11 protein-coding genes are annotated in these 12,707 nt (G+C 72.2%); 6 read left to right on the top strand and 5 right to left on the bottom strand.

Going from position 1 to position 12,707, the window contains the following annotated elements:
• Positions 1–137 precede the first annotated feature (137 nt).
• Positions 138–521: an ATP-binding protein gene (locus E1289_RS15155; protein ID WP_131980559.1), complete on the top strand. Its 384-nt coding sequence runs from the start codon at positions 138–140 to the stop codon at positions 519–521.
• Between the two features lie 24 nt (positions 522–545).
• On the opposite strand, the gene E1289_RS15160 is transcribed toward E1289_RS15155, so the two are convergent.
• Both E1289_RS15160 and E1289_RS15165 read right to left on the bottom strand, forming a co-directional pair.
• On the bottom strand, positions 546–2,168 hold the full coding sequence (locus E1289_RS15160; RefSeq protein ID WP_131980508.1) for an AMP-binding protein: 1,623 nt from the start codon (positions 2,166–2,168) through the stop codon (positions 546–548).
• 214 nt (positions 2,169–2,382) lie between these two features.
• Positions 2,383–4,116 (bottom strand): pyruvate dehydrogenase, encoded by a 1,734-nt coding sequence (locus tag E1289_RS15165; RefSeq protein ID WP_131980510.1) that lies wholly within the window; start codon positions 4,114–4,116, stop codon positions 2,383–2,385.
• Between the two features lie 119 nt (positions 4,117–4,235).
• Between E1289_RS15165 and E1289_RS15170 the strand changes: the two genes are divergently transcribed.
• The 4 genes from E1289_RS15170 (at position 4,236) to fahA (ending at position 8,084) form a co-directional block, all read left to right on the top strand.
• A complete protein-coding gene (locus E1289_RS15170; RefSeq protein ID WP_131980512.1) occupies positions 4,236–4,769 on the top strand; it encodes a MarR family winged helix-turn-helix transcriptional regulator in 534 nt (177 codons plus the stop codon).
• A gap of 113 nt (positions 4,770–4,882) precedes the next feature.
• Positions 4,883–6,091 (top strand): cupin domain-containing protein, encoded by a 1,209-nt coding sequence (locus tag E1289_RS15175; RefSeq protein WP_131980514.1) that lies wholly within the window; start codon positions 4,883–4,885, stop codon positions 6,089–6,091.
• The gene (locus tag E1289_RS15180) at positions 6,088–6,927 is read left to right on the top strand and encodes a hypothetical protein (RefSeq protein ID WP_131980516.1); all 840 of its coding nucleotides are present in this window, start codon (positions 6,088–6,090) and stop codon (positions 6,925–6,927) included. The genes E1289_RS15175 and E1289_RS15180 overlap by 4 nt, the downstream gene beginning before the upstream one ends.
• Positions 6,924–8,084, top strand: coding sequence for a fumarylacetoacetase (fahA, locus tag E1289_RS15185; protein ID WP_131980518.1), 1,161 nt, complete (start codon positions 6,924–6,926; stop codon positions 8,082–8,084). The genes E1289_RS15180 and fahA overlap by 4 nt, the downstream gene beginning before the upstream one ends.
• Before the next feature lie 13 nt (positions 8,085–8,097).
• Here the strand turns inward: fahA and E1289_RS15190 are convergent, their stop codons facing one another.
• From E1289_RS15190 to E1289_RS15200, 3 genes are read right to left on the bottom strand one after another with little or no spacing between them, the layout of a single operon-like run.
• Positions 8,098–9,201 carry a CU044_5270 family protein gene (locus E1289_RS15190; protein WP_131980520.1) on the bottom strand — a complete coding sequence of 368 codons (1,104 nt, stop codon included), beginning with the start codon at positions 9,199–9,201 and terminating at the stop codon, positions 8,098–8,100.
• Positions 9,198–9,839: an RNA polymerase sigma factor gene (locus E1289_RS15195; protein WP_131980522.1), complete on the bottom strand. Its 642-nt coding sequence runs from the start codon at positions 9,837–9,839 to the stop codon at positions 9,198–9,200. Before E1289_RS15195 ends, E1289_RS15190 begins: the two co-directional genes overlap by 4 nt.
• 33 nt (positions 9,840–9,872) lie before the next feature.
• Complete coding sequence (locus tag E1289_RS15200) at positions 9,873–10,922, bottom strand: LacI family DNA-binding transcriptional regulator (protein ID WP_131980524.1); 1,050 nt, start codon at positions 10,920–10,922, stop codon at positions 9,873–9,875.
• A gap of 33 nt (positions 10,923–10,955) precedes the next feature.
• Here E1289_RS15200 and E1289_RS15205 point away from each other — a divergent pair, with 33 nt between their 5' ends.
• Positions 10,956–12,704: an MFS transporter gene (locus E1289_RS15205; RefSeq protein WP_243712838.1), complete on the top strand. Its 1,749-nt coding sequence runs from the start codon at positions 10,956–10,958 to the stop codon at positions 12,702–12,704.
• Positions 12,705–12,707: the final 3 nt, after the last annotated feature.

Raw genomic sequence — 12,707 nt, forward strand, 5'->3', positions numbered from 1 at the left:
GCTCCGCGATTAGCGCAGTAACCCTCCGGAAAGGCCGAGATCAATACGCCCAGGACGTTGCCCCATCACTCACCGGAGGTGAATGATTGCGGTGCGCTTCCGAGTTCCGACTGTGTGGTGATGGATTGACCGTGGGGATGGAACGACTCGGTGAACCGTTCGAGTTCACCGGCGACGGCGACGGCGGCCGCCGGGCCCGGCGCGCCGTCCGCGAACGCGCCGCGAAGGTCATCACGGACGGGACGCTCCTGGACGACGTCGAGCTGATGGCCGCCGAGGGCGTCGCCAACGCCATCCTGCACGGGACGGGGATCATCGCCGTCACCGTCGCCACCGACGGCCGGCACCTCCGCGTCGACATCACCGACGACGGCCCCGCCCAGGACGACCCCCGCGCCGCCGAACCCCGCCTCGACCACGGCCGCGGCCTCACCGTCATCGACGCACTGGCCGCCGAGTGGAGCCTGGAGCAGTCCCCCCGCCGCACCCGCCTCTGGTTCATCGTCGACGCGCTGCGTTGATCGCAGGCCGGCGTCGTCGAGCCGTCAGGCGGGCCGCTCGTCCTGGTAAGTCTGGAGGTCGCGGCGGACGATCTTGCCTGTGGCGTTGCGGGGGAGGGCGTCGAGGAAGTGCACGTCGCGCGGAACGGCATAGCGCGCCAGATGGTCGCGGACGTGGTGGCGGACGGTGTCGGCGTCCAGGGTCTCGCCCTCGTGCAGGGCGAGGAAGGCGGCGGCCCGCCGGCCGAACTTCTCGTCCGGCACCCCGATCACCGCGACCTCCCGCACCTGCGGCAGGGCGCCCAGGACCTCCTCGATCGCGCTCGGGAACACGTTCTCGCCGCCCGAGACGATCATGTCGTCGTCGCGGCCCCGCACGAACAGCCTGCCCGCCTCGTCCAGGTGCCCGACGTCGCCGAGGCTCATCAGGCCGTCGCGCATCTCCTTGGTGTCGCCGCTGGTGTAGCCGGCGAACGGCAGGTCGTTCGCGACGAAGATCCGTCCCGTGGTGCCGGGCGGGACGCGCTCGCCGGACTCGTCCAGGATCGCCACCCGGGTCCCCGGCGGCGCCGTCCCCGCGGTGTCGGGGCGGGCGCGCAGGTCGGCGGGTGTGGCGATGGTGACCCACGACGCCTCCGTGGACCCGTACAGGTTGTAGAGGACGTCGCCGAACTCGTCCATGAACGCCGTCGCGAGCGTCGCCGGCAGCGCCGAGCCGCTGACCGCCGCGATCCGCAGCGAGGACGTGTCGTGCCCGCTCCGCGCCGACTCGGGGACGTTCAGGACGCGCTGCAGCATGACGGGCACGGCGATCAGCGCGGTCGCCCCCGTGGCCTCGATCGTCTTGAGGGTCTGCTCGGGATCGAAGCGGGACCGCAGGACGATCGTGGCGCGCAGCGGGAGCGCCGCCTGGAGCATCGCGTATCCCCAGGTGTGGAACAGCGGCGCCTCGATGAACATCCGCTCGTGCACCCGGAACGGGATGCGCGACAGGATCGCCACCATCGGCGACAGGCCGGGCCGCGAGTGCCGGTTGGCGCCCTTGGGCCGGCCGGTCGTGCCCGAGCTGAGCACGATGGTCCGGCCCGCCTTCGCCGGCGGGTCCGCCCGCTCCGCGGGTGCCGTGGCGATGAGGTTCGCCAGCTCCGAGTCCGTCCCGCCGGCCTCGACGGTGTGGACGGTCTCCGGCAGCGCCGCGAGGAAGCCGCCGAACTCGCCGTCGGCGATGACGACCTCGGCCTCCTGCTCCGCCACGACCGTCACGAGCTGGTCGGTGCTCATCCCGGTGTTCAGCAGGACGACGTCGGAGCCGCGCTTGCTGCACGCGACGAGCGTCTCGACCATGCCCCGGTGGTTGCGGCACAGCACCGCGACGCGGGTTGCGGCGCCGAACCGCCCGAGGGCGGCGGCGAGCCGGTCGGTGCGGGCGTCGAGCTCGGCGTAGGTCAGCTCCCCCGCGTCGTCGATGACCGCGACGCGGCCGGGGTCGCGGGCCGCGGACGACACGAGCGTCCCGCCCAGCAGGGTCCCCCAGCGGCGCAGCGCGGCGAGCTGCCGGACGACCTTCAGCGGCGGCCCGGGACGCCCCATCCCGCTGCGGACGAACATGCCTCCCGCCCGCGCGACCAGCGCCGCGCGGCGCCCGAACTCCGACGATCGTCCGCTCATCTGCCGCCTCCGGCCCTAGTACGAGTCATGATCCGACCGTAGGGATATCCACTTTCCGCCTTCTTCTACATGGACCCAGGCATTCAGTCACGCGTTTGTCACGTCCCTGACAACGGCCCCCGCCCCCGCCGGGCCCGTGGGCGCCCCTGTGCGTCAGGCGGTGATTCCTCGGCGGCCGGCCCGAGCCCCTCGCTGATCACTCCCCGCACCGTGGTCAGGGGCGGGGGATGTTGCGCAGGTTGCTGCGGGCGAGGTCCAGCATCTTGCCGACGCCGCCGGTGAGGACGGTCTTGCCGGCGGAGAGCGCGAAGCCCTTCACCTGCTGCGAGGTGATGTGCGGCGGAATGGAGAGGGCGTTCGGGTCGGTGGCAACGTCCAGCAGGTAGGGGCCGGGGGCGGCGAGGGCGCGCTTCAACCCGTCCCCGACCTCGGCCGGACGCTCCACGCGGGACGACTCGATCCCCATCGCCGCGGCGACCGCGGCGTAGTCGACGGCCTCGTGGTCGGTCTCGTAGGCCGGGAAGCCGTCCACCATCATCTCCAGGCGCACCATCCCGAGCGACGCGTTGTTGAACAGGATGATCTTCACGGGGACGCGGTGCAGCCTGACCGTGAGGAGTTCGCCGAGCAGCATCCCGAGGCCGCCGTCGCCGGAGACGGAGATGACCTGCCGTCCGGGCGCGCCGTACTGGGCGCCGATCGCGTGCGGGAGGGCGTTCGCCATGGAGCCGTGGACGAACGACCCCATCACGCGGCGCCGCCCGTTGGGGGTGATGTAGCGGGCGACCCAGACGTTGCACATGCCGGTGTCCACGGTGAATATCGCGTCGTCGGCGGCGACGTCGTCCAGGACGCTCGCGACGTACTCAGGGTGGATCGGGATGTGCTTCTCGATGTCCCGCGTGTAGGCGGAGACGACGTTCTCCAGAGCGCGCGCATGGCGATGCAGCATCTCGTCCAGATAGGACGAGTCGTGCTTCTGCTCGACCTTGTCCAAGACGAGCCGGAGCGTCTCCCCCACGTCGCCATGGACGGCCAGATCGAGCGGCGTGCGGCGGCCCAGTCTCGATGGGTCGGCGTCCACCTGAACGGTGTTCTTGCCAGGCAGGAACTGGTCGTACGGGAAGTCGGTGCCCAGGAGGACGACGAGGTCGGCCTCCTGCGTCGCCTCGTAGCAGGCGCCGTATCCGAGGAGGCCGCTCATCCCGACATCGAACGGATTGTCGTACTGGATCCACTCCTTGCCGCGCAGCGCATGCCCCACGGGTGAGAGAACCCTGTGCGCGAGTGCCATCACCTCGGAGTGGGCGCCCCTGACGCCGCCGCCGCAGAACAGCATCACCTTGCGCGCCCTGTTGAGCGCCCCGGCGAGCTGCGCGACCTGGTCCGCCGGTGGATGGACGATGCCCTTGTGGACGAGGAAGTCGTGCTCGCCGGCGGGACCGGCGACGTCCTTGCCGGCCGTGTCGCCGGGCAGCGTCAGCACGGCGACGCCGCCCAGCCCGATCGCGTGCTGGATCGCGGTGCGCAGGATGCGCGGCATCTGCTCCGGGGTGACGATCGGCTCGCAGAAATGGCTGCACTCGGCGAAGAGCCGCTCGGGGTGGGTCTCCTGGAAGTAGCCGCTGCCGATCTGCGTGCTGGGGATCTGCGACGCGAGCGCCAGCACCGGCGCGCCCGACCGGTGCGCGTCGTACAGGCCCTGGACGAGGTGCGTGTTGCCCGGACCGCAACTCCCGGCGCACACCGCGAGACGCCCGGTGGCCTGCGCCTCCCCCGCCGCGGCGAACGCGCCCGCCTCCTCGTTGCGGACGTGGACCCAGTCGATGTCGTCGGTGCGGCGGACCGCGTCCACGATCGGGTTGAGGCTGTCGCCCACCACCCCGTAGACGCGCCGGACGCCGGCCTGCCGCAACACCTCGATGAACTGGTCGGCGACCGTCGCCATCGTCCCTCCCGCTCCCGTTTCCGCTGCCTCGTCCCGAGAGATGCCCCATGCTCTCCTCCTGACACGCACGTCTCCCCCGGGTTAAATAGTTAACTCATGAACCAAATCAAGGGGGTCCGGTGACGGCCACGGATGCTGAGGAACCGGACTTCTGGTCGTTCGTCGATCTCGCGGGGCGCCGGTTGTCCGAGGAGTTCGGGTTCCCGCATCCGCTCGCGACGCGGCTGCTGCTGACCCTCAACCGGGCGTCCGCGATCGTCACCTACGACCTGGAGTCCACGGTGCACCGGCCGCGCGGGCGTTCGTGGGCGGGTTTCCGGCTGCTGTTCGTGACCTGGCTCGCGGGGCCGCTGGAACCGGGCCGGGCCGCCACGCTGGCCGGGATGAGCAGGGCCGCGGTGTCCAACCTGGCCAAGACCCTGATCGCGGACGGGATGCTGGAACGCACCCCCGGCGAGCGGGACGGCCGGTCGGTGATCCTCTCGCTGACCGAGCACGGCCACCGCGCCATGCTGGACGTCTTCGCCGGTCAGAACGAGCGCGAGCGGCAGTGGGCGGGCGTGCTGACCGAGACCGAGCAGCGGATGCTGATCATGTTGCTGGACAAGCTCATCGACGGCCGGAACCGGTTCGACGTGCGCGAACGGAGCTAGCCCGCGGGTACGACGATGGCGTCCGAACACGGTTAGACCCTTCCCTGGGCGGGAGATGAGTCGTAGTGTCGCCACAAAGTAGTTAATGCGTTAACCATCGGAGGCGATGGAGCATGGCCCACTACCGCCGGGTCGGCCACGTGCCGCCGAAACGCCACACCCAGCATCGCCACAGCGAGGGCGGGGACGGCGGGCAACGGCTGTACTTCGAGGAGCTCATGGGCGAGGAGGGCTTCTCGTCCGACTCGTCCCTGCTGTACCACCGGGAGATCCCGTCCGCGATCGTCGACTCGCAGGCGTGGGAGATCCCGGACGCCTCCACGGCGCCCAACCACCCGCTGAAACCGCGCCACCTCAAGCTGCACGAACTCTTCCCCAAGGAGACGTGGGCCGAGACCGACGCCGTCACCGGGCGGCGCCTCATCCTGGGCAACGGCGACGTCCGGCTGTCGTACGTCGTCTCCGCCGCCGACTCGCCGCTGTACCGCAACGCGACCGGCGACGAGATCGTCTACGTCGAGTCCGGCACCGCCACCGTCGAGACGGTGTTCGGGACGCTGTCCGCGCGGGAGGGCGACTACGTCATCATCCCGGCGTCCACCACCCACCGGTGGCTGCCCACCGGCGACCAGCCGCTTCGCGCGTACGCGATCGAGGCGACCGGCCACGTCGCGCCGCCCAAGCGCTACCTGTCGCGCTACGGCCAGTTCCTTGAGCACGCCCCGTACTGCGAACGCGACCTGCACGGCCCGGACGAGCCCCTCCGGATGGACGGCACCGACGTCGACGTCCTGGTGAAGCACAACGGCTCGCGCGGCATCACCGGAACCCGCATGACGTACGCCCGCCACCCGTTCGACGTCGTCGGCTGGGACGGCTGCCTGTACCCGTTCACGTTCAGCGTCCACGACTTCGAGCCGATCACCGGCCGGGTGCACCAGCCGCCGCCCGCGCACCAGGTGTTCGAGGGGCACAACTTCGTCGTGTGCAACTTCGTCCCCCGCAAGGTGGACTACCACCCGCTGTCGATCCCGGTGCCCTACTACCACTCCAACGTGGACTCCGACGAGATCATGTTCTACTGCGGCGGCGACTACGAGGCCCGCAAGGGCTCCGGCATCGGGCCGGGCTCGGTGTCGGTCCACCCGGGCGGCTTCGCGCACGGCCCGCAGCCCGGCGCGTACGAGCGCAGCATCGGCGTCGAGTTCTTCGACGAACTCGCCGTCATGGTCGACACGTTCCGCCCGCTGGAACTCGGCGAGGGCGGCCTGGCCTGCGAAGACCCGGACTACGCCTGGACGTGGGCGAGGGGGCGGTCATGATCGCGACGTTCGCCCGCGGGCTGTGCGACGACGCGGCCGTGTTCCCGCCCGGCCTCGCGCCGCTGACCGAGGCGGTCCCGGCCCACCGCGCACACCGCGCCGCCCCCTACGCCGCTCTCGTCGGCCCGCTCGTCCTGCCGGCGACCGCGCTGCGCGCCCTGGACCCGCTCCTCGACGACGGCGACCCGCTCGACCTGTCGGTGACGGCGCCGGGCGGGCCGTGCGAGGCGGCCAAGGCGCTCGGGACGGCCGCCGACCTGCCCGTCGACCTGCGCGGGCTGGAGGTCGCCGTCCCGCCCGGCATGCACCCGGACGAGTTCTTCCGCGTGCTCGGCCGCGTCGACGTGCCCCTCTACGTCGAGGTGCCGCGGGACGACCGCCGCCCCGCGATGATCGCCGCGATCGCCGCGCGGGGGCACCGCGCGAAGTTCCGCACCGGCGGTGTGAAGGCCAACCTGTACCCGACCCCGGAGGAACTGGCCGCCGCGATCCTGGCGGTGGCGGGCGCCGGCGTCCCGTTCAAGGCGACCGCGGGGCTGCACCATGCCGTCCGCAACACCGACCCGGAGACCGGCTTCCACCAGCACGGCTTCCTCAACCTGCTGCTCGCGGCCGACGCCGCCCTGGACGGCCGCCCGATCGGCGACCTCGCCGCCATCCTCGCCGACCGCGACGCCCGGTCCGTCGCGCATCGCGTGGCCGCGCTGAGCGAGCCCAGGACGATCGCCGCCCGCGCCCTGTTCCTGTCGTTCGGCACGTGCAGCATCACCGACCCCGTCACCGAACTCACGGACCTCGGGCTGCTCGAACCCGTGTTCCAGGAGACCACCCGATGACCCGCATAGAGATCCCCGATGACTCCCTTTACGGACACGCCAACCTCCCCTACGGCGTGTTCTCCACCCCCGGCACGTCACCGCGCGTGGGCGTCCGCGTCGCCGACACCGTCGTGGACCTCACCGCCGTGGACCCCGTGTTCGCCGCCCCGTCCCTGAACCCCTTCATGGCTCAGGGCCACTCACGATGGGTGGAGGTCCGCGAACAGATCCTCGACCTCGTCGCAGGAGAGATACCGGACGCGGCCGTGCATCCCGTCGACGCGGTCACGATGCACATGCCGTTCGAGGTCGCCGACTACGTCGACTTCTACGCGTCCGAACACCACGCGTCCAACCTGGGCCGCCTCTTCCGCCCCGGCTCCGAGCCGCTCATGCCGAACTGGAAGCACCTCCCCGTCGGCTACCACGGCCGCGCGGGGACGGTCGTGCCGTCGGGAACCGGCATCGTCCGCCCCACCGGCCAGCGCAAGGGCGAGGACTCCCCCACCTTCGGTGAGAGCCGCCGCCTGGACATCGAGGCAGAGGTCGGCTTCGTCGTCGGCACCCCGTCTCCCCTGGGCACCCCGGTGGGCGCGGACGACTTCGACGAGCGGGTCTTCGGCGTCGTCCTGGTGAACGACTGGTCGGCACGCGACATCCAGGCATGGGAGTACGTACCCCTTGGCCCGTTCCTGGGGAAGAGCTTCGCGACGTCCATCTCCCCTTGGGTCGTCCCCCTCCTGGCCCTGGAAGCCGCCCGCGTAGCCACCCCGCCGCAAGACCCCGAACCTCTCCCTTACCTCCGCGAGAAGAACCCGTGGGGTCTCGACCTCTCCCTGGAGATCACGTGGAACGGGCAGGTGGTCTCCCGCCCGCCCTACCGCGAGATGTACTGGTCACCGGCCCAGATGCTCGCGCACATGACGGTGAACGGCGCCTCGTCCCGCACCGGCGACCTGTTCGCGTCCGGCACGGTCTCCGGCCCGGAGAAGGACCAGCGCGGCGCCTTCATCGAACTCACCTGGGGCGGCAAGGAACCCGTGACGGTCAACGGCGAACCCCGCACGTTCCTTGAGGACGGCGACGAGGTGACCATCACGGCCACCGCCCCGGGCCCGTCCGGCACCCGGATCGGCTTCGGCGAGGTCACCGGCCGCATCCTCCCCGCCCACTGACCAGAGCGGCGGGTCAGGAGCGGCTGCCGGGCTCGTCGACGACTTTCTGGGCCAGTTCGGCGTACCAGGACAGGACCGTGCCCGGCTTGGTCGTGAACGGCTTGCCGTTCTCAGGCTTCCACGTGTGCGCGCGTGCGACGTCTTCGCGGGTGCCGAGGTAGGCGTACGTCTCCGGGTCGAGGATGATGCTGGTCCGCTCGCCGAGTTCGTTGACCCGGGCGAACGCGACCCCCGGACGGCCGGCGGCGTCCCGCACCCCCTTGCGGAGGGTCACGCCCTCGACCTTGGGCAGCGCCCGGTAGACGGCCGCTCGCAGCTTGGGCGGTGACGGATCACGGAGGATCTGGTCCATGAGCTCGAAGACGTCTTGGGCGCTCGTCTCGCCGACCTGATCGGGGTAGCGGGCCGTGGAAAGGCGGTGCAGGAGCGCATCGGGTGTCGTGGGCAGCGTGTGGTAGTTGCCGAGGTCGAACAGCGGGCCACTCCTTCGGAACCGCACATTCGGCTCGCCCTGCTCGGAGTCGTAGATGCGCACGCTCAGTTCGCCGTTGTCGTAGTGGGCGCGACCGCCGCCGTCAGCCCGCTTCCACTGCTCGTTCGTTTCACGGGTCGTGACGTCGACGCCCTTCCACCAGGCGCTCATGTCGAACCCGCCCGCGTGCACCGAACGCGTGTAGATCCACTGCTTGGGGCCGGGCTTGCGGTACGGCTGCCGTTCGGCCGCCATGGCCGCACGCGAACCCAGCTCGACCGCGCCGGCCAGCCGGACGTGGGGCATTGGCACGGTCGCGTCGACATCCGGTGCGGGGAGCGCCGCGGTGGGACGCGGCGGATGCGCCGCCTCGCCGGAGTCGTTCAGGACGACAACACCCGCCACGGCGCCGGCCACGACGGCGAGCGACCCGGCCGGCAGGGCCCACGGCGCGAGCCGTCCGCCCGGGGGACGCCGGACGGGCCGCCTGCCCGGACGCCCGCCGGGCCCGGCCGCGGCGCGGGGCGCGGGTCCCTCGCCGCCGGCCAGTGCCCGCAGGCCGTGCCGCACCGATTCCTCGGCCTCCCCGGACATCGGCGGGACGTGCTCGCGGAACTCCTTGACCTTCGTGAGGTCGTCCATCATCGTTCCTCCTCGGTCGGATCGGTGTCGCCGAGTGCAGTGCGGATCTTGCGCCGCGCCCGGTTGAGACGGGACCGGACGGTGCCCACCGGGATGTCGAGCGCCGCCGCGACCTCCTCGTAGGTGAGCTCGGCCCAGGCGACCAGCAGCAGTACGTCGCGGTCGCGGCGGTGCAGCGCCGCGAGCGTCCCGGCCAGGCGGCGGTCCTCGACCTGCGCGTCCACCCGCCGGACGACGGCCTCGGCGAGCGGTTCGGGGAGCGGGTCGAGCCCGGTGCGCTGAAGTGCCCGGTACATGCGCTCCTCCGTGCGGCGGTGCCGCGCGATGAGGTTGGTCGCGACCCCGTACAGCCAGGGCCGCGCCACCGGCTGTGCCAGGTCGTAGGAGGCACGGCGGCGAAACGCGACGAAGAACGTCTCGGCGACGATGTCCTCGGCCGCCTGCGTACCGAGCCGCCGCGCCGCGTAGTGGTGGATCTGGCGCCCGTACCGTTCGAACAGCGCCGAAAAGCACTCCGGCTCGGTCAACGAGCGCCGGATCACCTCCGCGTCGTTCAGGTCCGGGGCCGCCCGCGGATCAACGGCGGCGCCGGTCACCGGGGCGTCCCGTGTCGATGCGTCATGGTGTCCTCCCTTGGGCATCCGATGGTTGTTGCCCGAAGGGACACACCGAGTTCACTCGCGTGTGCTGCCTCGGCGAACGACGGACCACGACGCGGCCTGCGAGCCCGGCTTCCGGCCGAGCGCGGCGTACGCGCATGCCGCTCCCTGGTCGCGTAGCGACTGCGCCACCGTCGTCAGCCCGAGTTCCGCCGCGACCGCCGAGTCGTCCCAGCCGGTCACCGCCAGCTCGCCGGGCACGGCGCGGCCGGCGGCGCGGGCGGCGCGGACGATCCCGGCCGCCTGCTGGTCGCTCATGGCGGCGATCGCGTCGGGCGGCTCGGCGGCGGACAGCAGGGTCGCGGCGAGCCGCTCGGCCTCGGCGGCGTCGTTGCGCGCGCATACCGCCACGACCACATCGCGCCAGGTGAAGCCCGCGCCCTCGGCCGCTCGCCGGTAGCCCTCCAGCCGCTCCCGCGTGACCGGGAACAGGACATCCGTGATGTCCGCGCCGACGGTGACCGTGCTCGTCCGCTCGCGGGAGAGCGGGAGGCTCAGCACCGCCGGACGTGCGGCGCCGGCGAACGCGACGGCGCCCACCGCGGCCGCCGCCGCGCGGTTGTCGATGCTCACCAGTCCCAGGCCGCGGACGGCCGGGCCGCCGTGGACCACCGCCGGGCGCCGCACCGCCCGGACCGCCGCCAGGATCGGATCGTCGTCGGACGTGGTCCAGACGACGAACCCGTCGACGGCGGCGTCCCTGATCCGCGAGACGTCGTCGGCGGCGCCCGAGATCGGCAGTATCGTCACGCCGTAGCCGTGGTCGGCGCAGACATCGGCGATCCCGGCCAGGAAGGACACGGCCTCCGGGTCGTCGAACGCGTAGCTCAGATGCTCCCCCAGGACCACGCCGAGCGTGCGGGTGCTGCCGCGCCGCAGCGATCGGGCGCTCGGGTCGGGTCCGGCGTACCCGAGCCGGGCCGCCGCGCCCAGCACCTTCGACCGGGCCTCCGCTGACACGCGCTCCGGCCGGTTGTAGGTGTAGGAGGCGGTCATGACGGACACGCCCGCCAGTTCCGCCACCTGCGCCAGCGTCACCCGCTTCGAGCCCGAGGAGGGTTCCATGGGCTCCAGCCTAGATTGTGTATCGTTACACACATGCCATGGAGATCCGCCGGGCCGCACCGCCGCCTCATCGTCTCGGCGATCGTGGCCTTCGCCGCGTTCGGTGCGTTCTGGGGGGTGTGGGGCGCCTCGATACCGCGGGTCCAGCAGCGGACGGGCATCGGTGACGGCCGGCTCGGCCTCGCGCTGCTGTTCGTCGGTGCGGGCGCGCTCCCCGCGATGCTGCTGGCGGGCAGGGCGCTCGATCGCTGGGGCCTGCGGGTCGCGGCCCTGGCCGTCGCCGCCCTGGGATGCGCGGGTGCCGGGGTGGCGGTGACCGCGGTGAACCTGGCGGGGCTGTGCATCGGGCTGGCCGTCATCGGCGCCGCCAGCGGAGCGGCGGACGTGGCCATCAACGCGGTCGCCGGACGGGCCGAGAAGCTCGCCGGCCGCCCCGTCATCACCCCCGCCCACGGCGTCTTCTCCGCGCTCGTGGTCGTCGCGAGCCTCGCCACCGGCCTCGCCTCGGCCGCGTCGCTGCCGCTCGCGGCCCCGTTCGTGGCCGTGGCCGTCCTCTCCCTGGTCGCCGGGATTTCGCTGCTCAAGACGCTGCCCGCCGACGTCGTCACCGCTCAGCGAGTCCCGGCGGCGGGTGCGACGCCGTTCCCCCGGCGCGGCATCGTCCCGTTCCTGCTCATCGGGGTCCTGGGCGCGCTGGCGTTCGCCAGCGAGAACGCGCACCAGAGCTGGAGCGCGGTCTTCGCCCACGACGAGCTCGGCTCAGGCACGGGGCTGAGCGCCGTCGCGCCCGCCGTGTTCGCCGGCACGGTCGCGATCACCCGGTTCTGCGTCGGCGGAGTGCGGGCCGCCCATGCGCGCACCGTCCTCCTCGTCGGCGCGTCGGCCGCCGCGGCCGGCGCGGCCCTGCTCGCCGCCGCGCCCACCCTGCTGATCGCCGCACCGGGTCTCGCGCTGGCCGCCGCCGGGACCGCGGTGCTGTTCCCGACCCTGCTCGGCATCGTCTCGCGGATCGTCGACGAGTCCCGCCGCGGCCGGGCGACCTCCGTCGTCACGACCGTGTCCTACCTCGGGTTCCTCGCCGGCCCCGGCTACGTCGGCCTGTGGGCCGAGGCCGTGGGACTGCGCGGAGCCATGGTCGCGGTCGCCGCCCTCGCGGCCCTCCTGCTCGTCCTCACCCCGCCGCTGCTGCGCCTCCCGTTCACCGGGACGCCGCTGGACGGCGCGTCCCCCATGCCCGAAGGTCGAGCCACCATGCCGCAGCCACCGGGTCCCGACCTCGCCGGGCGCATCGCCCGGCTGGAGGCCATCGAGGAGATCAAGGCGCTCAAGCACCGCTACCTGCGGGCCTGCGACGCGAAGGACCCCGCGGAGTTCCGGGCGTGCTTCGTCGCCTCCGGCGCGTCGATCGACTTCGACCGCCTCGGCACCTTCGACGACGCGGACGGCATCGTCAGGGTCTTCGAACGCATCGCCCTCCAGCGGGTGGACGGCCGGAACGCGATCCTCGACATGCACCACGCGATGCACCCGGACATCACCGTCCACGGCGAAGGCAGCGCCTCCGGCCGCTGGACGCTGCGGTTCCGCCAGGTGAACCTGCTCGACGACACCGAGACGGTCAGCACCGGCGAGTACGACGACGAGTACGTGGTCGAGGACGGCCGCTGGAAGATGTCCAAGTGCCACTTCCGCCGCCACTGGTCGATCACCCGTCCGCTGGGCGACGGCTGCCGCGTCGACCAGCAGGGCCTCGCCCGGCCCGCGACCCGTACCCACCCATGATCG

It is taken from the genome of Actinomadura sp. 6K520, from assembly GCF_004349245.1.
GTDB lineage: Bacteria > Actinomycetota > Actinomycetes > Streptosporangiales > Streptosporangiaceae > Spirillospora.